Source organism: Streptomyces rugosispiralis (assembly GCF_024505145.1).
In the GTDB taxonomy this organism is placed as follows: domain Bacteria; phylum Actinomycetota; class Actinomycetes; order Streptomycetales; family Streptomycetaceae; genus Streptomyces; species Streptomyces rugosispiralis.
In genome coordinates this window covers 384095-407644 of the sequence record NZ_JANIAA010000001.1, presented here as the reverse complement: position 1 = coordinate 407644, position 23550 = coordinate 384095, and the positions used below count along the sequence as shown (strand labels likewise).

Annotated in this window: 23 protein-coding genes; 9 read left to right on the top strand and 14 right to left on the bottom strand. The window is 71.6% G+C overall.

Annotation, left to right across the window (positions count from 1 at the left end; translation table 11 throughout):
* The first annotated feature begins 596 nt into the window (after window positions 1-596).
* From NP777_RS01755 to NP777_RS01735, 5 genes are all read left to right on the top strand, one after another.
* Entirely contained in the window at window positions 597-1505 is a 909-nt protein-coding gene (locus tag NP777_RS01755; RefSeq protein ID WP_256648191.1) for an ABC transporter permease subunit, read from the top strand.
* Complete coding sequence (locus NP777_RS01750) at window positions 1502-2278, top strand: ABC transporter ATP-binding protein (protein WP_256648190.1); 777 nt, start codon at window positions 1502-1504, stop codon at window positions 2276-2278. Before NP777_RS01755 ends, NP777_RS01750 begins: the two co-directional genes overlap by 4 nt.
* Before the next feature lie 45 nt (window positions 2279-2323).
* Window positions 2324-3439: an NrtA/SsuA/CpmA family ABC transporter substrate-binding protein gene (locus NP777_RS01745; protein WP_256648189.1), complete on the top strand. Its 1116-nt coding sequence runs from the start codon at window positions 2324-2326 to the stop codon at window positions 3437-3439.
* 122 nt (window positions 3440-3561) lie between these two features.
* The gene (locus NP777_RS01740; protein WP_256648188.1) at window positions 3562-4917 is read left to right on the top strand and encodes an LLM class flavin-dependent oxidoreductase; all 1356 of its coding nucleotides are present in this window, start codon (window positions 3562-3564) and stop codon (window positions 4915-4917) included.
* Between the two features lie 86 nt (window positions 4918-5003).
* Entirely contained in the window at window positions 5004-5438 is a 435-nt protein-coding gene (locus NP777_RS01735) for an OsmC family protein (RefSeq protein ID WP_256648187.1), read from the top strand.
* Window positions 5439-5493: 55 nt separating this feature from the next.
* Here NP777_RS01735 and NP777_RS01730 read toward each other — a convergent pair whose 3' ends face one another.
* Both NP777_RS01730 and NP777_RS01725 read right to left on the bottom strand, forming a co-directional pair.
* Complete coding sequence (locus NP777_RS01730) at window positions 5494-6771, bottom strand: metal-dependent hydrolase family protein (protein WP_256648186.1); 1278 nt, start codon at window positions 6769-6771, stop codon at window positions 5494-5496.
* Window positions 6768-7868: an aminotransferase class V-fold PLP-dependent enzyme gene (locus NP777_RS01725; protein WP_256648185.1), complete on the bottom strand. Its 1101-nt coding sequence runs from the start codon at window positions 7866-7868 to the stop codon at window positions 6768-6770. Before NP777_RS01725 ends, NP777_RS01730 begins: the two co-directional genes overlap by 4 nt.
* 240 nt (window positions 7869-8108) lie before the next feature.
* Between NP777_RS01725 and NP777_RS01720 the strand changes: the two genes are divergently transcribed.
* From NP777_RS01720 to NP777_RS01710, 3 genes are all read left to right on the top strand, one after another.
* Complete coding sequence (locus NP777_RS01720; RefSeq protein ID WP_256648184.1) at window positions 8109-8351, top strand: DUF3311 domain-containing protein; 243 nt, start codon at window positions 8109-8111, stop codon at window positions 8349-8351.
* A 9-nt stretch (window positions 8352-8360) separates the two neighbouring features.
* Entirely contained in the window at window positions 8361-9866 is a 1506-nt protein-coding gene (locus tag NP777_RS01715) for a sodium:solute symporter family protein (RefSeq protein ID WP_256648183.1), read from the top strand.
* An 83-nt stretch (window positions 9867-9949) separates the two neighbouring features.
* Entirely contained in the window at window positions 9950-10486 is a 537-nt protein-coding gene (locus NP777_RS01710; protein ID WP_256648182.1) for a helix-turn-helix domain-containing protein, read from the top strand.
* Between the two features lie 81 nt (window positions 10487-10567).
* Here NP777_RS01710 and NP777_RS01705 read toward each other — a convergent pair whose 3' ends face one another.
* The 12 genes from NP777_RS01705 to NP777_RS01650 all read right to left on the bottom strand — a co-directional run bounded on the left by NP777_RS01705 (window position 10568) and on the right by NP777_RS01650 (window position 22390).
* A complete protein-coding gene (locus tag NP777_RS01705; protein WP_256648181.1) occupies window positions 10568-11803 on the bottom strand; it encodes an alpha-D-ribose 1-methylphosphonate 5-triphosphate diphosphatase in 1236 nt (411 codons plus the stop codon).
* Entirely contained in the window at window positions 11800-12618 is an 819-nt protein-coding gene (locus tag NP777_RS01700; protein WP_256648180.1) for an ATP-binding cassette domain-containing protein, read from the bottom strand. The genes NP777_RS01705 and NP777_RS01700 overlap by 4 nt, the downstream gene beginning before the upstream one ends.
* A gap of 5 nt (window positions 12619-12623) precedes the next feature.
* Window positions 12624-13484, bottom strand: coding sequence for an ATP-binding cassette domain-containing protein (locus NP777_RS01695; protein WP_256648179.1), 861 nt, complete (start codon window positions 13482-13484; stop codon window positions 12624-12626).
* Window positions 13481-14458 carry an alpha-D-ribose 1-methylphosphonate 5-phosphate C-P-lyase PhnJ gene (locus tag NP777_RS01690; RefSeq protein WP_256648178.1) on the bottom strand — a complete coding sequence of 326 codons (978 nt, stop codon included), beginning with the start codon at window positions 14456-14458 and terminating at the stop codon, window positions 13481-13483. Before NP777_RS01690 ends, NP777_RS01695 begins: the two co-directional genes overlap by 4 nt.
* On the bottom strand, window positions 14455-15552 hold the full coding sequence (locus NP777_RS01685; protein WP_256648177.1) for a carbon-phosphorus lyase complex subunit PhnI: 1098 nt from the start codon (window positions 15550-15552) through the stop codon (window positions 14455-14457). Before NP777_RS01685 ends, NP777_RS01690 begins: the two co-directional genes overlap by 4 nt.
* Window positions 15549-16628, bottom strand: a complete 1080-nt coding sequence (locus tag NP777_RS01680) for a carbon-phosphorus lyase complex subunit PhnI (RefSeq protein ID WP_256648176.1) — start codon at window positions 16626-16628, stop codon at window positions 15549-15551. Before NP777_RS01680 ends, NP777_RS01685 begins: the two co-directional genes overlap by 4 nt.
* A 1-nt stretch (window position 16629) precedes the next feature.
* On the bottom strand, window positions 16630-17301 hold the full coding sequence (gene phnH, locus NP777_RS01675; protein WP_256648175.1) for a phosphonate C-P lyase system protein PhnH: 672 nt from the start codon (window positions 17299-17301) through the stop codon (window positions 16630-16632).
* On the bottom strand, window positions 17298-17738 hold the full coding sequence (gene phnG / locus NP777_RS01670) for a phosphonate C-P lyase system protein PhnG (protein ID WP_164425995.1): 441 nt from the start codon (window positions 17736-17738) through the stop codon (window positions 17298-17300). The genes phnH and phnG overlap by 4 nt, the downstream gene beginning before the upstream one ends.
* Before the next feature lie 116 nt (window positions 17739-17854).
* On the bottom strand, window positions 17855-18574 hold the full coding sequence (locus tag NP777_RS01665; RefSeq protein ID WP_256648174.1) for a GntR family transcriptional regulator: 720 nt from the start codon (window positions 18572-18574) through the stop codon (window positions 17855-17857).
* 238 nt (window positions 18575-18812) lie between these two features.
* Window positions 18813-20591 (bottom strand): phosphonate ABC transporter, permease protein PhnE, encoded by a 1779-nt coding sequence (gene phnE, locus NP777_RS01660; protein ID WP_256648173.1) that lies wholly within the window; start codon window positions 20589-20591, stop codon window positions 18813-18815.
* Between the two features lie 3 nt (window positions 20592-20594).
* Complete coding sequence (gene phnC / locus NP777_RS01655; RefSeq protein ID WP_256648172.1) at window positions 20595-21452, bottom strand: phosphonate ABC transporter ATP-binding protein; 858 nt, start codon at window positions 21450-21452, stop codon at window positions 20595-20597.
* Window positions 21449-22390, bottom strand: a complete 942-nt coding sequence (locus NP777_RS01650) for a phosphate/phosphite/phosphonate ABC transporter substrate-binding protein (protein WP_256648171.1) — start codon at window positions 22388-22390, stop codon at window positions 21449-21451. Before NP777_RS01650 ends, phnC begins: the two co-directional genes overlap by 4 nt.
* 222 nt (window positions 22391-22612) lie before the next feature.
* Between NP777_RS01650 and NP777_RS01645 the strand changes: the two genes are divergently transcribed.
* Entirely contained in the window at window positions 22613-23506 is an 894-nt protein-coding gene (locus NP777_RS01645; RefSeq protein ID WP_256648170.1) for a LysR family transcriptional regulator, read from the top strand.
* Window positions 23507-23550: the final 44 nt, after the last annotated feature.

Sequence of the window (23550 nt, the reverse complement as noted above, 5' to 3'; positions counted from 1 at the left end):
CGAATGGTCCTCCTGGGGGCGCGGTCCGCCCGTGACCACAGTCATTCCAGTCCCTGCGGGAGGGGGTCCCGCACCTCGCCCTCCCCGCAGTCTGCCATTGAGTTCATCTGTATACACTTGCTTGCACTTGGATTCAGTCGTGGTCTATCGTCTCCCTCGACGCTCACAGCGTCAGAGCACACGGCCGATCGGCCGGTGACCACGTCCCACGGGAGTTCCAGCATGTACCGCGATGCGCAGTCGAGGTGGGGTTCGGCCCGCCTGGCCGTCGCGGCCGCGCTTCCATGGGCGGGCAAGCTGACGTGTCGTCGGCACATCGATCTCATGCGCGTCTCCAGCGCCGGCTGTCGCTGATCGTCATCTCCTCCTGACGTCGCGCTCCGGCCGAACCGCCCGCGCGTGACCGCCTCCTCCTCGCGCCACGTCATCCCACGGCCCCGGCCCGGCGATCGGTCCGGCCCGGAACCGGTCCCTGACGCCGTTGCTCCGAGCACACCGCGGGGTTCTCCTCCGCCGTGCACGGGGCGCAGCCCGTGCGCGAGTCACCGCCGCGGGCAGTCGTGAGGCCCGATCAACCACTCCTGAAAGGGAGATCCATGCCCGAGCAGCCGCTGCTCGCCAAGGACGGGGAACCACCCTCCTGGCCGGCCGACGCCACCGGCCAGGAGACGGGCCGCGCCACCGCTCCCCGCCCGGCCGGACCACCCGCCACCCGCCGGATCGCCCGTCTGCTGCCACCCCTCGGCCGGGCGCTCGCCCCGTGGGCCGTTCCGCTGCTGGTCCTGGTGGTGTGGCAGGTCACCGCCCAGACGGGGGCCCTGTCCCCGTCGGTCCTTCCCGCCCCGGAGGCGGTCCTGCGGGCCGGTTCCGATCTCGCCGCCACCGGCGAACTCCAGCGGTACATCCTCACCAGCCTGCGCCGCATCGCGCAGGGCTTCGCCCTCGGCGCGGCCACCGGACTCGTCCTCGGGTTCGTGGTGGGGATGTCGAAACCGGCCGAGCTGCTCCTGGACCGCTCCCTGCAGATGGTCCGCACCATCCCGCACCTGGCCCTGGTACCGCTGATGATCGCCTGGTTCGGCATCGGCGAGGAGCCCAAGATCCTGCTGGTGGCACTGGGCACCTTCTTCCCCATCTACCTGAACACCGTCACCGGTATCCGCGGGGTGGACCCCAAACTGCTCCAACTCGGCCGTTCCTACGGCCTGGGACGCTGGTCCCTGATACGTGACATCGCCGTTCCCGGCGCGATGCCCACCATTCTGGCCGGCATCCGCTACTCCCTGGGCGTCGCCTGGATGACCCTCGTGATCGCCGAGACCATCTCGGCCGACGACGGAATCGGCTACCTCGCCCAGGACGCCCGCCAAATGCTGCGCACCGACCAGATCGTGCTCGCCATCGTGCTGTACGCGCTGGCCGGTCTGCTCGCCGATCTCCTCACCAGGCTCATAGAACGAAGGGTCCTCCGATGGCACCCCAACTACCGTCGTCCGTCCCGGTGACGCGCCCTCCAGCCGGTGCCCGGCTCCTCCTCGACGCCGTGGGCAGGCGGTACGGCGACCGGCGGGTCCTGGAGAACCTCGACCTCGAAGTCGAGCCCGGCTCGTTCGTCTCCTTCCTCGGACCCAGTGGCGCGGGCAAGAGCACCCTGCTGCGGATCGTCGCGGGGCTGGAGCGGCCGAGCGCGGGAAGCGTCGAACTCCGCGGAACCGGACCGGAGCCCGTCACGGCGCGCATGATGTTCCAGGAGGACCGGCTGCTGCCCTGGCGCAGCGTCGAGAACAACGTCCTGCTGGGCGTGGGCGGCCGCCGGGAAGAAGCCCGTGCCCTGCTGGAGGCCGTGGGGCTGGCCGGTCGTGGCGGTGCCTGGCCGGCCGAGCTGTCCGGCGGGCAGAGGCAGCGTGTCGCCCTGGCCCGGGCCCTACTGCACCAACCCGAACTGCTCTTGCTCGACGAGCCGTTCGGCGCACTGGACGCCATCACCCGGATCGCCATGCAGCAGCTCGTGGAACGCCTCTGGCTGGACCAGCCCCGCACCGTGCTCTTGGTCACCCACGACGTGGAGGAGGCGCTCGTGCTGTCCGATCGCGTTCTGGTACTGGCGGGCGGCTCGGTCGGACGCGACTTGCGGATCGACCTTCCGCGCGGGGGCAGGCGCGGTCACCCCCGTCTCGTCGCCTGGAAGGAGGAAATCCTCCAGGGCCTGCTCGAACCCGCTTCCGCCACCAAGGGCGCCGCCCGGGAGAAGGCCGGAACCCGCCCGACGACCAGCTGACCGTCCCTACCCACGCTTCCCTCGTGGAACGCGAAGGACCTCAACGTGACCAGACACCACATCATCCCTTCCGGCTCCTCCGCTTCTCCGCCCGCCGGGTTCGCACGCCGTCGTCTCCTCGCCCTGGGCGGCATCGCCGCGCTCGCACCCGCCCTCGCCGCGTGCGGCGGAAGCAGTTCCGCACCCAAGACCCGGCAGCTCGCCGACGGGGTGCCCGAGAAGCTCCGCTTCGCGGTCATCGGAAACGGGAAGACGGGCATACCCGCGGCGCTGCGCCACCGGATGAACGGCGTGGACCTCGGCAGGGAACTGGGCGGCACGACCGTCGCCTGGCCGTCGGGATTCACCGCCTCCCTGCCGGTCATGGAGGCGTTCAAGGCGGGCAGCGTCGACTTCTCGTTCGCCACCGCCACCGCCGTGGCCTACGCGGTCGGCGGTGACGTCCCCATCGTCCCCCTCGCCGCCTATCCGCTGCCCGCCACGGAGGTCGAGATCCTCGTGCCGCGAGGTTCGTCCATTCGCGGTGCGGCGGACCTCAAGGGCAAGCGGATCGCCGACCAGAAGGGCACGACCGGCACCTACAGCCTGATCAAGTACCTGGCCACCGCCGGACTGCGGCTGGACGACGTCGAGTACGTCAACCTGCCCGCCGCCGACGCGGAATCGGCCTTCGCCAACGGCAAGGTGGACGCCTGGATCAGCTGGCAGCCCGCCATCGGCCTGGCCAAGGCCCGGCACCGGGCCCGCGGCCTGCCGAACGTCAAGACGTACGACTACAGCTTCTACGTGGCGAGTGAGTCGTTCGTGAAGGACTATCCCGAGGCCGTGGCGAAGACCGTGCGCGCCGTCCGCGACGCCCAACGGCGCATCAACCACTCCCCGGAGAAGAGCGTCGAGTTCTTCGACGGCGTCGGGGGATTCGGCTCCGCGGGCCCGGAGCGCGAGGTCTATCTGGAGCTGACCCGGAAGAAGCTCCTGTCCGACTCCAACGCCGACCACCTGGCGACCGTGGGCGGCAAGGCGATCGAGAGCACCCAGGACCTCGCGGACAACTTCCACGCCCTGGGCGTCTACCCGTCGAAGATCGACGTGGCCGGGTTCCTCCGGGACTCCCGCTTCGACTCGATCAGAAAGACGGTCGCCGCCGAACTCGCGAAGTGACCCGGCACCGGGCACCCCGACCGCACGGCGCGGCGGTTCGGGGCGCCCGGACTTCCGCGACACCCGCGGCAGCGCCCCAGGAAAGCCACGGCGCCCACATCCCCCTGGCAGAAAGACCTTCGATGAGCACCTCTCGGAACCAGATGCACCTCGCCGCCTTCGTGACCGCGGGGCCAGGCCGGCCCGGCGGTTGGCGCTACCCGGGCTCCGAACCGAATTGGCTGTCCGCCTCCTACTACCAGCACATCGGCCGGGTGCTCGAACAGGGCAGGTTCGACCTGATGTTCTTCGCGGACATCCTGTCCGTACCCGACCGCCTCGGCAACAGCATGGACAGCCAGCTGCGCTACGGCTCACTCGGCTCGCTCCGTCTGGATCCGACGCCCATCCTCGCCTCGGTCGCGGCCGTCACCCGCCACCTCGGTGTGGCCGCGACGGTCTCCACCAGCTATCTGGAGCCCTTCCCGGTGGCGCGGTCGTTCGCCACCACCGACCACCTCAGCGACGGCCGCGCCGCGTGGAACGTGGTCACCTCCTTCCAGGACTCCGAAGCCCGCAACTTCGGCAGCGACCGGCACATCGACCGCGACAAGCGCTACGAGCGGGCCGACGAGTTCCTCGAGGTGGCCTGCAAGCTCTGGGACAGCTGGGAGGACGACGCCCTCGTGGTGGACCCGGCCGTCCCCCTCTTCGCCGACCCCGAGCGAGTACACCGCATCGACCACGAGGGCGAGTGGTTCAGCGTCCGCGGCCCCCTCAACGTCTCCCGGCCGCCCCAGGGCTATCCGGTGATCATCCAGGCCGGCGCCTCCCCCAAGGGACGTGATTTCGCGGCCCGCTGGTCCGATGTCATCTTCTGCAGCCACGCCTCGCTCGAGTCGGCCCGTGAGTTCTACCAGGACATCAAGGGCCGCGCCGTGCGGCACGGCCGCCGGGCCGAGGACGTCAAGATCCTCCCCATGGCCAATCCCGTCATCGGCCCCACCACCGAGGCGGCACACGAGACCGAGCGGCAGCTGACCGACCTGGTGCCGCCACTGGCCGGCCTGTCGACCCTCGCGTACCACCTGGACGTCGATCTCTCCGGCCTCCCGCTCGACGAGCCGCTGCCCGACGTGGACGTACCCGGTGTCCAGGGCCACTACAAGGAGGTCGTGGAGATGACCCGCCGCGACGGACTGACCCTGCGCGAGTTGGGCAAGCGGTACGGTGGCCGCATCGAGGGAGCCTTCGTCGGCACGGCCGCCGAAGTGGCCGATGGCATGGAACGGTGGTACACCGAGGGCGCCTGCGACGGATTCACCGTGGGTGCCGTCCACACGCCGGGCGCGTTCGAGGACTTCGTCCGCCAGGTGGTTCCCGAACTCCAGCGGCGCGGTGTGCTCCGCACCGAGTACGAGGGCAGGACACTGCGCGACAACCTGGGACTGCGACGCCCCGCGTCCGGAGCGTGGCGCGACCGCCGCTACGGCGCCTGAGCATCCACCGGTCCGGGCGCGAACACCCCGTCGCGCCCGGACCGCCCGCCTCCGATGGCCAAGAGGAAACGAGGAAGAGAACAACGATGCCGACCGCAGGCGACACCGTGAGCATCACCGGCCGGACCACGGACACCCAGGGCCGTTTCCTGGTGACCGCCAGAAGCAACCACTTCGTCTCCGACGCCCGTACGGGACCGGCCGAGGCCGTCCAGGCCGGAGAGCTGCTGCTGTCGTCCCTGGCCTCCTGTTCCCTGAGCAACATCCAAGTCCACGCCCAGGAGCGCGCGTCCGGCCTGACCGGTGCCCAGGCCCAGGTCGCTTACGAACGTGACCCCCAGGACCCCACTCGATACGTCTGCATCCGCCTCGACCTGCGCCTGAGCGGAGTCACCCAGGAGGAGGCCGAGACCCTGGCCGGGCTCTTCACCGACAGCTGCCCCATCTACAACACCCTCCGCCGGGGCGGCAACGTCGTGATCGCGGTCCGGGCGGAACCCCCCGCCCTCCGCGCCGTCTGAGGGACGGACCCGGCGCGAGCACACGTCACATCGCGGCCGGGTGGCTTCCCGGTGGTCAGCCCTGGCCGTGACGGCCCGCGCCGGCCTCGAGCCTGCGCCGGATGAGGTCGCGCGCCTCGGCGTCACCGGTATCGAGGGTCGTGTCACGTATCGGGTGGGCGCGACCGGCGGCCATGACGAAGCGGGGCTTGTGGAGGCCCGCGATGTCCTGGGTGGGGTCGCCCTCGACGGCGATCAGGTCGGCGCTCAGGCCGGGGGCCAGCCGGCCGGTGACGTCTTTCAGCCCGCAGGCTTCGGCGGCGACGTCGGTCGCGCTGGCTATCACTTGGCGGAGGGTCATTCCGGCGTCGAGGTAGACCTCCAGGCAGTCGGCATAGCGCTCGAAGTGGACGAGCGGGATGCCGGCGTCGGTGCCGGCGACCACGACGGCGTCCAGTGCGATGAGCTTTCGGAGGTTTCCGATGACGGAGTCCCGCTCGTCCCAGGGACACATGTAGTGCTCGGCCGTGCAGGCGGTGTTCATCGCGGGGCTGACGACGACGTCCCGTTCGACGATCATGGCGGCGATGCGGGGATCGAATCGGGTGCCGGCCTGCGTGACCCAGCCGCAGTGTTCGATGCAGTCGACACCGGCGAGGACGGCCCGCTCGATGCCATCGACGCCGAGTACGTGCGTGGTCACGGGCAGGCCGTGGGCATGGGCCTCGGTGACGAGGGCGGTGAGTTCGTCGAGGGAGTAACGGGTCTGGGACGGGTGGCTGCCGGGTGTCATGAACCCGCCCGTGGTCATGACCTTGATCAGGTCCACCCCTTGTTCGGCGTGCTCGCGCACCCGTGCCCGTATCTGGTCGACGCCGTCGGCGACGCCGCCCATGGACCAGGCATGGCCGCCTGTCACGGTGATCGGCGCGTTCGCGACCAGCATCCGGGGGGTGGCGTGGGGGAGTGTGGTGAGCCGATCGCGTATCTCGGTTCCCAGGGTGCCGGGTGCCCCGAGGTCGCGGGCGGTGGTGACGCCGGCGTCGAGCAGCCGCCGCGCGTTGGCCACCATCGTCCGGCGCAGGGCGTCCTGGTCGGAGGACATCCCCACGAGCAGACCGCTCGAGGTCGGATCCTGGCACAGGTGCACATGGCAGTCGATGAGTCCGGGCATCAAGGTGGTGTCCCCGAGGTCGGTGACCGTCTCGGCGGTGCTCGCCCAGGCCGGCGCGGAGCCGCGGGGCCCGGCGTAGGCGATGGTGTCGCCTTCGACGCACACCATCGCGTCGTGGACCAGCGGTGCGGACGACTCGGTCAGCAGCCTGGCGGCCGCGAGGGTGGTACGGGGGGTCACGACTGCCTCCGGTAGTCCTTGATCGCCGCGCACAGGCGGTCGATGTCGTCGCTGGTGTTGTAGTAGTGGAAGGCGACGCGCAGGTTCGACCCGCGCGGTGCGGTGACGATCCGGCGGGTGGCCAGGAAGGCCGCCAGGGTGTCCGGGTCGGTGTCGGCCACCGCGACCTGCGGTCCGGGCCGGGCACCGGGGGCCGGCGGGCTCAGTGTCTCGCCCGCCTCGGTCAGCCGGGCACCGGCTTCGGCGACCAGGTTCTCGACGTGTTCCCACCGGGCGGCCGGGTCGACCTGGTTGAGCGTTTCGATTCCGGCCCGCGCCGCGTACACCGAGGGGATGGAGAGCGTACCGGATTCGAAGCGGCGGGCCTCCGCGGGAAATTCGAGAGCGGTCGGATCGAAGTCGAACGGGTTGGGACGTCCGAACCAGCCGGTCATCCGCGGGGACTGCTGGTCGGTGACACCGGACCGGGCGAAGAGCGCGGCGATCCCGGCAAGACCCAGCATGTACTTCAGCGTGCCGAAGACGAGGTAGTCGCAGTCGATCTCGGCCACGTCGATCGGTACCACGCCGGCCGCCTGGTAGGCATCGACCAGCACGCGCGCCCCCACCGCACGCGCGTGTTTGGCGATCTCGTTGACCGGCTGGAGGGATCCGTTGGTGTACAAGGCCAGCGGGACCGAAACCAGCCGGGTGCTGTCATCGATTTGGGCGCGGTAGGCCTCCACCACACCCAGCGTGTGCATCGCCTCCTGACCGACCCACCGAACCTCGCCGGGCCCCGGACGCTGGGCGTGCAGCACCTGACCGACGCTGGGGAACTCCGCGGCCATCGAGACGATCACACCGCCTGCTGCGAAGTCCACCGCGTTGGCCACCTGGAAGGCGCCATGCGATGCGGATGGTACGAGGGCGACCTCGCTGGTGGACGCGTTGAGGAAGCCTGCCACCGCGGTGCGCAGTCGCTCCACCTCCACCATCCAGTCACCCCACGGCGCGCCCTGATCACGCAGCGCGTAGGCCATTTCAGCCAGCGCCGTGGTGACACCGGCGGAGATGGCGCCCTGACTGCACGAGGCCAGGTGCGTGGTGTCAACCATGCTGGGGAACTGTGCCCGAAACCGGTCGGGATCCATGAGTCGCCTCCGTGAGCAACGTCTTTACAGATTCAGCCACAGTGAACACGCGTCAGCGTGGCTGCGCAATACCGGAGAGATATCTGCGTCCGAAGGGTTGACGGTGGGGCGTGCGTCACTCACATTGATGCAAATTCATCTCGGCTGAACACGTAGGCGGCGTTCGGTCAAGCCGAGTCAAGGCCATGTGCTGATCGGAGTAGCATGTCTAGACCACTAACCCCCGTGGCCGGGCCCACCCCCCGGCGCCGCTGGCACTGGCTCCTGCTGGCGGTCCCGCCCGTGTGGTGCATCGGCGTGATTCCCCTGGTCAACCGTGTCGACTACGTCCTTGGCTCGATCCCGTTCCTGCTGGTGTGGATGACACTCGGTGTCCTGATCGGATCGGCCGCCCTCGCGGGCGTCTACCTCGTCGACCGCTCCCGCGGCGACGCGGACCGGGTTTAGGAGCGCGACATGGCACTGATTCTGGCGTTCGTGATCGCGGTCGGTTCCATCGTGTGGGGAGCCGTGGCAGCCGCCCGCGGCCGGACGATGAACATGCAGGAGTGGTCCGTGGGCGGGCGGCGCTTCGGCACCCTGCTGTTCTGGTTCCTGCTCGTCGGGGAGACGTTCACCACGTCCGCGCTGCTCGGTGCGTCTCAGGGAGTCTTCAGCAACGGCGCGCCCGGCTTCTTCGTCCTCGGCACCGTGGTCCTCAATGCCACGGTCGGCTACTGGATGGTCCCCAAGATCTGGCGCGCGGGTAAGCGGCGTGGGCTGGTGACCATGGCGGACTACTTCACCGCGCGATTCGAGGCGCCGTGGTTCGGTGGCCTGATCGCCGTGTTCGGCATCGTGGTCCTGCTGCTCTACGGCCAGCTGCAGCTGACCGGACTGGGCCTCATCCTGGGCAGCCTGTTCGGTACCGGGGTGCCGACGGTTGCCTACATTGTGGCCGGTGGTGTCCTGGTGGCCGCGTTCGTCCTGGTCGGAGGCATGCGCAGTGCCGCTTACACGGCGATCGTCAAGGACATTCTCCTGGTCGTGGTCCTGATCGTGATCGCCGTCGGCGCGGCGAAGGCGGCCGGCGTCCACGGTCTGCCGGGCATCTTCGACGGTGTCAAGGACGCCCACCCCGCCGCGGCCACTCTCCCGGGAATCCTCGGAGGCGCCGCGACGAACACCTGGTGGTGGACGAGCTTCCTGCTGCTCACTCCGCTGGGCGCCTTCGCCCTGCCCCATGTGTTCCAGGTGTCCTACAGCGCCAAGGACGTGACGACGATCCGCCGCAACCAGGTGATCCAGCCGTTGTACTCGCTGTTCTACGTCCTGATCATCGTTATCGCGTTCGCCGCACTGCTCGCGCTGCCGCACCTGGGCGCCGACCAGGCCAATCAGTCCCTGCTGCTGTTCGTGCAGGAGAAGTATCCGGACTGGGTCATCGGCGTTCTCGGAGGCGTGGGCATCCTCGTGGCACTCGTGCCCACCGCGGTGCTCATGCTCGCGGCCAGCAGCCTGCTGAGCAGCAACGTGATCGGCGCGGTATCGCCACGGTGGTCGTCGTCGCTGCCGCTGACCCGGTTCGGTGTGGTCGTGTTCACCGGCCTGTCGGTGCTCCTGGCCGCCACCAGCAACGACCAGCTGCTCACCATCATGACCAGCGTATACAGCGCTGTCGGCCAGTTGGCACCCGCGTTGTTCCTGTCCATGATGTGGCGGCGGGTCACCGCACGGGGACTGGCCGCCGGTGCCATCTGCGGCGGGCTGATCGTCGGCGTCCCCGCCCTGGGCTCCGTCGTGCTCCAGGCCGTGCCCGCCGGCATGGTCGTCGGCCTGCCCGCCCTCGTCATCAACCTCGTGGTGACGGTCGTGGTCACCCTGGCCACCGCGCCTCCCTCGGACACCGCGATCGATGTCGGGATCGAAGAAGGGACGCCCACGGATCCGCGGGGAACCAAGGAAGCCAGCCTTGCCGGGTAACCCGGGGGGTACCGGCCTCGGTCGGGTGTGCCGGGCGCTCCGCCCGGTGCACCCGGCCGGGGACCGTACTGGATAATGACGCCGTGGCCGTGACAAGGATCCGTGAATACCGCACCCTCCGGGGCATGACCGTCCGGGAACTCGCCGACCGTGCCGGGGTGTCCACCGGCCTGATCAGCCAGGTCGAGCGCGGTGTCACTGATCCCAGCCTCGAGACGATGCGACGGATCGCCGAGGCCCTCGACACCCCCTTGTTCAATCTTTTCCAGGACGGGGACCAGCAGACGGTGGCCGTCATCCGCCACGACGACCGGTACCGGATCTCCTCGCCCCACCACGCCATCACCTACACCCGTGCCTCACCGGGCGGAGCGAGGCTGGAAGTCCTCGAAGGGGCGCTGGAACCCGGTGCCGTCTCCTCCGACACCCCCCGATCGCACCCCTCGGAGGAGTGCGTCGTCGTCCTCACCGGTCGGCTCACGGTCCAGGTGGGCGACCAGACGCACCTGCTGAAGGCCGGAGACAGCTGCCACTTCGACTCCAACATCCCCCACCGCTTTCTCAACGAGAGCAGGAGCACCGTTCGCTTCATGCTCAGCATCACGCCACCCAGCTACTGACGGCGCGGCCCAGGCGCGCCGGGCAGGCGTCGCGCCCCGCTCACCGGACCCCACGGCCCGGTGAGCGGGGCGCGGCGGCCCTCAGCGCCAGGACGCCGCCGCGTCGGCGGGCTTCAGCAGTCGGGCCGCGGAGAGCGGAGCGCCGTCGCCGTCCCGGGACTCCTCGGCGAGCAGGGACATCCGCACGGTGGGCCGCCCGCCCTCGGCGGTGACGACGACCAGGTCGGCGCGGAGCCCCGGGACGAGGGCTCCGCGGTCGGCAAGCCCCGCGGTGCGCGCGGCGCCCGAGGTGATGAGTGCCACCGCGGTGTGCAGCGGCACCACCCCACGCTCCGCCAGGCGCAGTGCGGCGGCGAGCAGGGCGGTGGGCATGTAGTCGCTGGACAGGTTGTCCACCAGGCCCTCGGCGATCAGCGCCTCGGCGCCGACGTTGCCGCTGTGCGACCCGCCGCGCAGCACGTTGGGGGCACCGGCGACGACCGGCATCCCGGCGTCCTGCGCGGCGCGGGCCGCCTCGTGGGTGGTGGGGAACTCGGCGACGGCGGCGCCCGCGGCCCGTACCCCGGCGAGCTCTTCCGCGCTCTCCACGTCGTGGGCGAGCAGCCGGATCCGCCCCGCGCGTACCTCCTCGCCGAGGTGGGCGAGGGTGCGGGCGCGCTGCGGGACGCCGTCGGCACGCTCGTCGATGCGGTGGCGGATGAACCGGTCGGCGTCCTCGGCGGACAGGTGCTCCTGCCGCTGGATGATCGCTCGGTACGCCTCCAGGTTCCGGTACTGGCCCTGGCCGGGGGTGTGGTCCTCGTACGAGACCAGCGGCGGCACGTCGGTGCACCGCTGCCCGGCGAGGGCGCCCTTGAGGGCGTCCAGCGCGTCGGCGTCGCGGGCGTCGAGGCGGTGCAGCAGCCGGTGGTCGATCAGGCCGACGCCGGACGCGGCCCGTTCCCGTACGGCGGCGGCGAGCGCCAGCGAACGCTCGATGGTGCGGTCCTTCTCGGCGTTGGTCTGGTAGCTGACCGCGTGGTGCATCGTGGTGACGCCCGCCGCCCGGACCCGTCCCTCGAAGCTCAGGACGGCGAAGCCCGGCTCGAACTCCACGGTGGGGCGGGGGCGTTGCTCCTTCTCCAGCGCGTCGCTGTGGGTGTCGACGATGCCCGGCAGCAGCAGGGCGCCGCCGAGGTCGACGGCTCCGGCCGGAACCGCGCCCGGGGTGACAGGGGCGACCTCGGTGATCCGGCCGTCCTCGACGACGACGAGGGCGTCGTCGAGGGTCCGGTCGGGAAGCACGGCGCGGGCGTGGACGAACGCGTAGCGGCTCATCGGGCCACCTCCAGCGGCAGGTTCGGGTCGTGCAGGATCTCCCCGGGGGCGCCGGTGGCCAGCACCTGGCCGCCGCCGAGCACCACCACGCGGGTGGCGAGGCGCTCGATGGCGTCGAGGTCGTGGAAGACGGACAGGACGGCGGTACCGGTCTCCTCCAGGCGGGCGATGAGATCCAGGACCGCGGCGCGGTTGGCCGGGTCGAGGGCGGAGACGGGCTCGTCCAGCAGCAGCAACCGGGGCGGCGCGATGGTGCCGGCGGCGATGTTGACGCGCTGCTTCTGGCCGCCGGACAGGACGGTGGCGTGCGTGTCCCACAGGTGTTCGGCGATGGCCACCTGGCGCAGCGCGGCGGCGGCGGCCTCCCGGGCGTCGGCCCGGCCCATACCGCGCGCGACCCCGGCCGAGGCGACGATGGAGATCACCGAGCGGCGCGGCTGGGGGCGCAGGAACTGCGATACGTACCCGATCTCCTGGCCGCGCAGCTCGGCGGCGTCGGCGTCGGGCAGCGCGGCCACGTCGAGGAGTTCACCGCCCGCGGTGCGGAACCAGATGTGGCCGGAGCCGGTGAGGTAGGTCCGGTACACACAGCGCAGCAGGGTGGACTTGCCGGCGCCCGAGGTGCCGGCCAGGGCGACGTGCTCGCCGGGCCGGACGTCGAGGTCGACGCCGTGCAGGGCGTCGACGGTCCGGCCGTCGATGGTGTGCAGGGTGAAGTCCTTGCGCAGCCCGCGCACCGACAGGACGGTGTCGCCGGGGACGCCGGGGACGTGCGCGGGGGTGCCGGGCCGGACGGGGGTCTGTACGGGAGTCACTGTGGTCATCCTCGGGCCGCCGCGACGAGTTGCTGGCTGTAGGGGTGCTGGGGGTCTTCCAGGAGCTGGTCGGTGAGGCCGGACTCGACCACCCGGCCGTGCTTCATGACCAGGACCCTGCGGGTGAGCATGTCGATGACGCCGAAGTCGTGGGAGACGACGACGGCGGCCACCCCGGTCTCCTCCAACAGACCGCGCAGCAGGTCGAGCACGCCCGCGGCGACGGAGGCGTCGAGCCCGGTGGTCGGCTCGTCCAGGAGCAGCACCGGCGGGTCGTTGGCGAGGGCCTTGGCGATCTGCACCCGCTGGCGCATGCCGCCGGAGAAGGTGCGGACCAGGTCGTCCATGCGGCTGAGCGGGACCTCGACCCGTTCCAGGAGTTCGGCCGCGCGCTGCCGGATGCCGTCGTAGGAGCGCCAGCCGACGGCGGTGAGCGGGTCGGCGATGTTGCCGCCGGCGGTCACGTCGAGGTTGAGCCCGGCGGCCGGGTCCTGGTAGACGGCGGCGATGTCCTTCAGGCGGAGCCGGCGCCGGGCGGACGGCAGGAGGTCGCACAGGTTGACGGTGCCGTCGGCGACGGAGCGCAGGGCGATGCCGCCGGTGGTGGCCGCCTCGTCGCCGGCGATGCAGCGCATCACGGTGGACTTGCCCGAGCCGGACTCGCCGATGATGCCGAGGGCTTCGCCGGGCGCCACCTCGAAGGAGACGTCCCAGGCCGCCACGACCGCACCGGTCGATGGTGAGACGGCGGTGCCGTGTTCCGGTCCGGTGCCGGTCAGGGACGCGGGCGACGGGTCGCCGTAGATACGGCCGAGGCCGGACACCTTCAGGGCCCAGGGGCGGGACTGCGGGGTGTGCGTGCTCATGAGGTTTCTTCCTGTTCTCGGGTGGCGCGCCGCAGTGCCGCGCGGGCCAGTTCGACCGGCTGCCCGGCGACGTCGGCGGGGGCGTCGCCGGTACGGCGGCGGGTGCAGAAGTCGGTGTCGGAGCAGGACCAGGTGCCGGGGGCGCCGTTCTCACCGGGTTCCTCGACGAGGTAGGTGTCGTCCGAGCCGCACAGCCGGCAGGCGGTGCCGGGGGTGTACTCGACCTCGAAGGGGCGGTCGTCGAAGGTGAGGGGGACGACACGGGTGTGCGGGGGGACGGCGAACAGCCGCTTCTCGCGGCCGGCCGACAGGATGGTGATCGCGTCGGAGTCGTTCATCTTGGGCACGTCCCAGCGCGGGATGGGGCTGGGCGTCATCACGTACCGGCCCTCGACGAGTACCGGGTAGCCGGCGGCCGCCGTGATCAGTCCGTTGTGGACGATGTCCTCATAGAGCCAGACCCACATCTTGGCGTAGTCCGCCTCGGCGTGCATGCGGCGCTGCTCGTCCATCTCCTGCACGATGCGGAACAACGGCTCGGCGTTGGGCACTTGGAGCACCAGGATCTGCCCGTCGGTGAGCGGCTGTTCGGGGATACGGTGCCGGGACTGGATGATGTCGGCGGCGCGGGTGTCGGTCTCCTCGCCGGCACCGGTGTGCTCGGTGATCAGGCGGCGCAGGTTGGAGGCATTGACGCCGGCGTCCTCGCCCTGGTCGATGACCTTGAGCTGGTCCTCGTCGCAGACCAGCGAGAGGGTGGCCTGCAGGCCACCGGACCCCCAGCCGCGGGCGACCGGCATCTCCCGGGAGCCGTAGGGGACCTGGTAGCCGGGGATGGCGATCCCGCTGAGCATGGCGCGCCGCAGCTCGCGCTTGGACAGCTCGTCGAAGATGCCGGGACGGGGATCGGGCCCGGCGAGGGCTCCGGCACGGGAGGCGCCGGTGCCGGTGCGGGTCGGGGACAAGGTGTTCATGCGGTCTCTCCCGGGGGGTTGGCGTCCTGGCCGGCGGCCTCGGCGCGGTCCAGCACCGAGCGGTACTCCACGTGGTGCGGCAGCTTCAGGTGCTGCGCATAGCCGGTGGAGTCCAGGCCGTCGAGAGTGAGCAGGACGTCGTGGTGGAGCTCGGAGTCGGCGTCGTAGTGGGCCAGCGCCAGGTCGAGGCCCGCCATGGCGATGGACTTGCGCTCGTTGTGACCGAAGCAGATGCCGTAGCCGACGCCGAGGTGGCGCTGGGCGGCGGCGCGGGGCACGTTGTAGAAGGACTCGACCTCGCTGACCCGCACCTCGGCGACCGTCACCGGCTTGCCGGTGTGCGGGTGGGCGATGCGCACCGGCAGTGCGCCGTGCCGCAGTTCGCCGGGGATCTCGTGGTCGGGGCGCCAGTCGCAGCCGTACCACCACAGGTGCACCAGCGAACCGGTGTCACCCCGCGCCATGGTCTGCAGCCACGCCGATCGCGGGGCACCGGGCCGTGCCGGGCGCCGGGTGATGTCGTAGGGCTCGGGGTCGTCCGGGCGCTCGGGGAGCGGGGCGACCAGGCCCATCTCGCGGAGGATGGCGAGGACGTTTCCCGGGACGCGCTCGACGGCGACAGGGTCGGCCGAGTGCTCGTGGTCGTGGTCGTGGTCGTGGTGGAGGTGCCCGTCATCGGCGGGAGCCAGGGGCTCGTCGGTGACGTGGGCCCGGCCCTCGTCCTCGGGGAGCAGATCCAGCAGGCGACCGGCGTAGTCCACGGTGCGGCCGAGGATCTGGCCTCCGGGCGGGTTGCGGAAGGCGGAGCTGATCCGGCGCACCACCCGCAGTTCCGAGGTGGCCACCGGGACGGACACCGCGAGGCGGGGCAGTGCGGCGCGGTGGGCGCGCAGCAGGTGCGCGGCCTCCGTCGGGTCGCCCTCCGCCTGACGCACGGCGCGGGCCGCGAGCATCGGAGCCCACAGGCCGGCCTCGCCCATCGCCCGGTCCACGGCGAGGTTGAGGCGCTCGGTGAGCTGGTCCAGTTCCAGCCACGCCGGTTCTTCCGGATGGACGGCGGCCGCGGAGGCGGGCGCCGGGGCGGGGGTGATCACAGGCCCTCCTCGGGGTCGGGCGCCTGCAGGGCGCGGAGCCGGTCGACGATCGAGCGGAAGTCCACGTAGTGCGGGAGTTTGAGGTGTTCGAGGTAGCCGGCCAGCTCAGGTCCGTCCAAAGCGGTCAGCACTCGCTGCTCCAGGCGGTTGGTGGTCTTGTCGCGGTGCACCAGCAGATCCAGGCCCGCCATGGCGAGTGCCTTGGCCTCGTTGTCGCCGAGGCACAGTCCGTAGCCGATGTCGAAGCGGCTGCCGTCCGGATGGGGTCGGGCGTCGGGTCGGACCGTGCGCGCCTCGCTCACCCGCACGCCCGCCACAGTCACCGGAGAGCCGGTGAAGGGGTGCTCGATGCGCAGCGGCAGGTGGCCGCGGCGCAGTTCGAGGGGTATCTCCGGCTGGGCGTTGCGTGGCGCTTGGGTGACCAGATACCACAGGTGGGTCAGCGAGCCGGTCTCGGCGCGGGCCATCGCGGTCAGCCGGGCCGAGCGTGGTACGCCGGGGCGGGCGGGTGCCCGGGTGATGTCGAAGGGGTCGGGGTCGGCGGGGTCACGGCGGTCGGCCAGCAGTCCGGCAGGCGGGAGTCCGACGGGCGGCACGGTCGGATCCGGTGCCACGACGGGCGCTCCGGCGGTGGCGGGCCTGCGCGGTGGCGGCGCCGTGGCGCGGGCCGTGTCCTCGTCGGTGAGGTCGAGGATCCGGGGTGTGTAGTCGTCGGTGGCGCCGAGGACCTGACCGCCTGGCGGATTGCGGTATGCCGGGGCGATTCGGCGCACCGGGCGCAGCGCGACGGCGGGGACCGGCGAGCTGTAGGCAAGCCGGGGCAGGGTGGAGCGGTGGGCCCGCAGCAGCTGCGCGGCCTCCAGCAGGTCGCCGCGTGACTGCCGGATCGCCCGCGCCGCGAGTTCCGGGGCCCACAGTCCTGCCTCGCCCATCACCCGGTCCACGGCCAGGCCCAGCCGCCCGGTGACCTGGTCCAGTTCCAGCCACCGGCTGGTTCCGCCCAACCGGTCCCGGCGGGCGAGGCGCTCGGCGGCGGCGATGGCCTCCTGGCCGCCGCGTACTCCGGAGTACCCCATCTCAGGCCTCCTCCGGGCGCCGGACCCGGGTGGTGCGGGGGAGCCCGGCCACGGAGCCGTCGGCGGCGGCGAGGAAGAGGTCGACGCCGCAGGGGAATTCCGCATTGGCCGCCGCGAGCGCCGCCACCGTGTCCGCGGTCAGCCCGCGCACCGCGAGGCGCCGCTCGGTGCCGTCCGGCACACCCGGTCCGCTCAGGAGGAGCTCCGTGTCATGAGGGCCCTGGCCGCCGACCGCGTCCACCTGGGCGAAGAGCCGGGCACCGGTCTCCGGGTCGAGCGGGGTGCCCCGGTGCAGGGCGGCGATGTCCTCGGGGGTGAGCGGGCGCAGGGCGATCACGGTGCGGGCGTCGGGCAGCGCCGCGCGCGGCGCGCCGGTCGCGGCGTACACCGCCTCCGCCCAGGCCGCGGAGTCCGGGTCGGGGCCGGTCAGCACGTGCACCGGAACCTCTACGTCGATCAGTCCGCAACCGGCGACGGCGGCGGCCGGTGCTGCCTCCGGGAGGGTGAGCCGGCGGATGCGGCCGGGCCGGGCGAGGACATCGAGCAGCGCGGTGAAGTCGCGCTGGGACTGCTGGGGCATGCGGCGCAGGGCGCGGACGCGCTTGGCGTCGGGGGCGCCGGAGGGCGCGCGGTGGACGGGGGCCGGGGCGGTGCCGGCCGCTCGGTCGGTCACGTCAGCTCCTCGAAGACGACGGTGGTGGCGGTGACATCGGCCCACTCCGCGGCGTCCTGGGAGGCGTGGCGCTCGGCCACGGCCGCGCACAGGGCGTCGATCTCCGCGGTGGCCGGGCCGCCGGCCGCGGCGAGGGCGTCCAGGAGCGCTCCGGAGAGGGCGGCGACCCGGTCGTCGCCGGGCCGCATGCACCAGCCGGGCACGCCGGCGACCTCGACGGAACACTCGGTGACCAGCACTTCACCGAGGTAGAAGCGGGTCTCCTCGACGGGCTCGCGCACCTGGAGGACCACCATGCCGGTCTCGGGGGACTTCAGGACGGTCGGTTCGGGAAGGGCGCCGTCGGCCAGGAGCCGTTCGGCGAGCGGGACGATCTCCTCGTGGGCGGCGGCCGCGAGCAGTTCACAGCGCCGTTCACGAGTCGGTGTCGAAGACACGCGTGTTCTCCTTACGTTCTTGCAGGGGTCGCCGCGCGTGCGAGGCTTCGCTCGCGGTCGCGGCCGTAGGGGTGTGGCGGGACGCGGTGGGGCCGACGGCCCCGGGCCCCGGGCGATCAGTCGAGGTCGTCGAGTTCGATCACGAGGCGCAGGCCGTCGGGTCGGGACCAGGACTCGCTGCACATCAGGGGAGCTCCGGTGCGGGAATCCCGGCTCATGCTCTCCAGCAGCCAGACCGGCCGGTTGCGCTCGGCATCCAGTTCCGCCGCCACCTCGGGCGGGGGCAGTACGCTGCTGACCCGGCACCAGGCGCGCACCGGCACAACACCGCACATCTGGCGCAGAATCACATCGAGCGACTCCACGGCGCGCACCGCCGGGCCGAGATCGGGCAGCAGGTCGACCGGGATCCACGCCTGGGTCCAGCTGCTGACCAGGCCGTTGAGATAGGTCTGCGACACGAGCAGATGGGCGGGACTGCCTTCGACGCGCCGTAGCCGGTCGGCGTGCTCCCCGCTGAGGCCGACGCGGCGTACATCCCGCACCACGCGGCGATGCACGCCGCCCGCCTCCTCGACGGTTCGGCTCCCCGACGGGGGCTGGCGCCGCGACAGCAGGTAGTCGATCGGCCGGTTGACGAACGTGCCGGCGCCGCGGACCCGCCGCACCAGCAGCCGGCCCTCCAGCTCCTGGAGGGCGGCTCGGGCCGCGGCACGGCTGACGCCGAAGCGCGCGGCGATCTCGTGCTCGCTGGAGACGCGAGTGCCGGCCGGCTGGTCGGCGATCTCGGCCGCGAGTACCTCGGCTATCTCTGCGTACCTGCTCTTCTTGGCCACGCCTTCGACTCTGGAACCCGTAGTTGTCCGTACAAGTGTCCGCACCTCATCGGCCCCCGGCGCGCAAGTGAACAAAGGGAACACTTGTTTCGCCTTTCCGGCCGCGTTCCGGCGGCGTCGAGTGGACGGCGCGGCCCGGGAGGGGAGGCGGGACGGGGAACGACGACGGCCCGCTCTGTCCGGGACAGAGCGGGCCGTCCGGGTCGGCACATGCCTCCACCGGCCTCCAGGCGTCGCGTCAGGCGTACACCTTCCGCACCCACACCGCGAGGCCCTCGACCAGCAGCACGACGGCGAGGACCATCAGGACCACGGTGGTCACCACGCCGAACTCCAGGACCCGGGCGGCGTTGAGCAGGTCGTAGCCGATGCCGCCCGCGCCCACGATGCCGAGCAGTGTGGCCGAGCGGATGTTGACATCGAGCTGATACAGCACATGGCCGAGCACGGCGGGCCAGGCACGTGGCAGGATCGCGCCGAAGAAGACCTGGTGCCGCCGGGCGCCGGTGGCCAGCAGGGCCCGGACGGGTCCTGGCTCCACTTCCTCCAGCGAATCGGCCACCAGCTTGCCGAGCAGCCCGATGGACCCGATGCCGAGTGCCAATGCCCCGGCCACCGGGCCGAGGCCGGTGACCACGACGAGGACGATGGCCAGGATGAGTTCCGGAACGCCCCGCACACACAGGATCACGGTCCTGAAGAACCGCGCCACACGCGGCGACCCCACCACGTTCCCCGCCGCCAGCACGCCCAGCAGCACGGCGGGCACCAGGCCGACCAGCGTGCCGGCGAGCGAGATCTGCAATGTGACCCACAGATCGTCCAGGAGTGTGCCGCCGGTTCCGGCGGTGCCGGGCGGCAGGAAGTCGCCGAGGGTGGGCAGGAAGGAGTCGGTGGCGCGGGCCAGGGCCTGCCAGGAGACGCCGGACCGTACGGCGGAGGCCACGACGAGCGCCAGGGCCAGGGTCAGCCAGACCGTACGGCGCACCCGTGCCCCGTTCCACGGCGGGCCGGTCCGTGGGCGAACGGCGGCCGTTCCGTCGCCACCCGCCACGGCGGTGCCGGCCGGGGCGTGGCCGGGCGCGCGGGCCACGGCCGACGGTGCGGCCTTCACTCCGGTGTTCCGTGCCGCCCAGCCGCGCCACCGCGAGTGACGGGACCGGGTGGTCACCTCCGGCAGCAGGGTGCGCCGGACGGCGCCGGAGACCGACTCGAACGCGAAACACGTCAGCAGCACCACGAGGGCGAGTGCCATGGCCCGCTGGTAGTCGAGCCGGTTGACGGCGGTGGCGAGGCTGTAGCCGATGCCGCCGACGCCGACGAAACCGAGCACCACCGATACGCGCAGGTTGATGTCGAGGCGGTGCAGGGCGGTGGCCACCAGGGAGGGCAGCACCTGGGGGAGGACGGCACCGGTGATCTGCTGGAGCCGGCCGGCGCCCGCCGCCCTGAGCGCGGTGCGCGGGCCCTCGTCGATCTGCTCGACGGCGTCCGCGGTGAGCTTTCCGACCATGCCGACGGAGTGCACACCGAGGGCCACGACACCGGTCATGCCGCCCAGGCCGAACACCCGGAAGGCGGCGATGGCGAAGACGACGTCGGGCACGGCGCGGCACAGCACGATGACCGCCCGCGCCATCACCCGGCAGGGCGTGTTGAGCGTGGTGTTGCGGGCGGCGAGGAGAGCCACCGGCACGCTCAGCACGACCGAGAGGGCCGTGCCCGCGATGACGACGGCCAGGGTCTGCCAGAGCAGGCCCAGCAGTTCCGGCGCGGGCGGGAAGTCCAGCGGCAGCATCCGGCTGGAGAAATCGACGGCGTTGCCCGCGCTGTCGATGAGGGTGGCGATGTTCAGGCGCAGACCGGTGATGGCCCAGACGCCACCGGCCAGGCAGATCAGCAGGGCGAGTCCGGCCGCCACTCCCGGGACACCCGGACGGGCCAGGGTCCGGCGCACGGTGGTCGGGCCGGACTCGGCGGTGGGGGTGAGCGGGGGGCGCTGGTCAATGGCGGACACGCCTCACCTCGTTCCCGTGGATGGCGCGACCGTCGCGGGGAGGGGTGCCGGATCCGCGCCGACCTCGGTGTACAGCCGCATCACCTCGGCGCGGTCGATGTCGCGTGTGGTGAGGTCCATCACCACCCGGCCCTGGCGCAGGCCGATGATCCGGTCGGCCCAGGAGAGGGCCACATCCACCTGGTGCAGGCTGCACAGGACGGTGAGGCGGCCCTGGTCGGCGACGTCCCTGAGCAGCCGCATGATCTGGGCGGAGGACTCGGGGTCGAGCGAGGCCACGGGCTCGTCCGCGAGCAGCAGCTCGGGACGCTGCATCAGGGATCTGGCCACGGCGACGCGCTGCTGCTGGCCGCCGGAGAGGGTGTCGGCCCGCTGGAAGGCGTGCCCGGCGAGGCCTACCCGCTCCAGCCCGTCCAAGGCGCGCTCGCGGATCGAGCGCGGGTAGGTGAACAGGCCGAGCCGGGGGCCGCGCAGCGAACCGAGCGCCCCGGTGCAGACGTTCTCCAGGACCGTGAGCCGGCCCACCAGGTGGAACTGCTGGAAGACGAACCCGATACGGCGGCGCAGCTCCCGCAGTCCGGCGTCGCCGGTGCGAGCCAGGTCGGTGCCGAGCACGGTGCCGGTGCCGGAGGTGGGCCGCCGCAACCCGTTGAGCTGGGCGAGGAGGGTGGACTTCCCGGAGCCGGACAGGCCCAGGAGCGCGACCACCTCACCGCCCGTGACGTCGAAGGAGATCTGGTCGAGAGCGGTCCGGGCGTCGGGGCCGCTGCCGAACCGCTTGGTGAGGCCGGTGAGCCGGATCACCGGCTGCGCACGCTCCGGCCCGGCCGGGGTCTCGGCCCGGGGGCCGGGGGCCGTCATGAGCCGGCCTTGCACTGCGGGTCCCCGGTGGTGGCGCACACATCGCGAACGGTCTGGTAGTCGGAGTCCTTGACCGGGACGTAACCCCAGTAGCCGTAGATGAAGCAGCCGTCGCCCTTGCAGTACCCCTTGGACTTCAGATAGTCGGCATTGGCCTTCTTGGTGAAGACGTCGGCGAGCTGCCGGCGCAGTGTGCCGCTGAGGTCGGTGGAGACCGCGACCGGGGAGCTGGGGATGAGCGGCGACTTCCACACCACCTTCAGGTCGCCCTTCTTCAGCTTGCCCTTCTGGATCAGCAGCTGGTCGACCATGGTGTTGTCCGCGAAGCCCGCGTCGCAGTCCCCATGGGCCACCGAGAGCGCCGAGGCGTCGTGGCCGCCCGCCATCACCTTGGTGTACGAGTCGTCCTTCACCCCGGCCTTCTTCAGCCCGGCGCGCGGGTACAGATAGCCGGACGTGGAGTTCTCGTCGACGAAGCACACCTTATGGCCCTTGAAGTCGGACAGACCGCTGATGTCCTTGTTCCCGCCGCGGGTGATGCCGTACGACCAGTAGCCGGGGGTGCCGCCCTTGGTGAGGAGCTGCCGGGCGATCGGCTCCACACCCACACCGCTCTTCTTGGCGACCACGTACGACAGCGGTCCGTAGACCGCGATCTGGGCCTTGTGCGCCCGCTGGGCCTCGATCACGGCGGCGTAGTTCGTCGCCTTCTGCAGCACGACCTTCTTGCCGGTCTCGTCCTCGATCAGCTTGACGAGCGGCTTGTAGTGCTGGGCCGTCGAGTTGGCATCCTCGGAGGGAATGATCGCCATCGTGAGAGTGCCGGGGTCCTCTTTGCCGGAGGAGGAGTCACCGGCGGCGCTGGAGCCGCAGGCGGTCAGCACGAGCGGCAGCAGGGCGGCGGCGGCGAGCGCGGACGGGCGCAGGGGGCGTGACATGAGGATGGTCCTTACGGGTTCTGGGCGGCGGGACACCGCCGGCGGTGCCGTAAGCCTCAGTACCGGGGGTGAGTCCCCCCGCGCCACCAAGTGAAGATCCGCTGAACAACCTCGGATGTGATGCGTGAGTTGGTTGCACAAGCGGGGTGCCGACGGAAGAGCCGGTTCCGCGGCCGTTCCCGCCGGCTGCGACCACGGTCGGGCCCGTGTAATGTTCCGGGCGTGGACCTGCGGCGACTGGAGTACTTCCTGGTGCTCGCGCGGGTGCTCCATTTCGGCCGGGCGGCCGAGGAACTGTACATTTCGCAGCCGGGCCTCTCACAGCAGATCAAGGTTCTGGAGCAGGAACTCGGCACACCGCTGATCCACCGGGGCACCAAGTCGATCACCCTCACCGCGGCCGGTGAAGTTCTGCGCGAGCATGGCGAGCGGGTGCTCGCCGAGTCCAGGTTGTGTGTCGAACGGGTTCGGGCGGCGGCGGAGCAGCCCACCGGAGTGCTGCGGGTGGCCTACACCCGCTCCGGTGCCGATCTGAACATGCACGAACTGGTGGAACGGTTCCGCGTGCGTTACCCGGGGGTTCGGCTGTCCCTGTCCACCGCGTGGACGAGCCGGAACCTGGAACTCCTCGAAGCGGACCAGGTGGACGTGGCGTTCGTGCGGGCGGCGGTGCGCCACCGCACGGTGGAGTCGCTGGTCGTCGCCGCGGAGGAGCTGGTGGTGGCGATGGCCGACGACCACCCGCTGGCGGCCCGGGAACGCGTCTCGCCGGACGAGGTGATCGGGCTGCCGCTGGTTCACTGGCCCAGAGCGCAGGGGCCGGGGTTCCACGACGAGATCCGGCGGCAGATCTGGGGCGACCGACCCCAGCGGGTGGTCCTGGAACAGCCCGACGCCGAGCACATCCTGCGTGAGGTCGCGGGCCGTGCCGGCATCGCCGTACTGGACGAGCACCGGGCGCGGAAGCTCTGCCCGCCCGGGGTGTGCGTGCGGCGGTTCGTCGAGCCCGTCCCGACCACCACGCTGGTGGTGGCGTGGCGGCCGCGGGCGGGGCACGCGTCGGTGGACCGGTTCATCGACCTGTGCCGGGAGCGTCCGGGCCCCACCGGTCGGTGACGGACGCGGCGACGACGGAAGGCCCCCGCCGTCCTGGGCAGGTG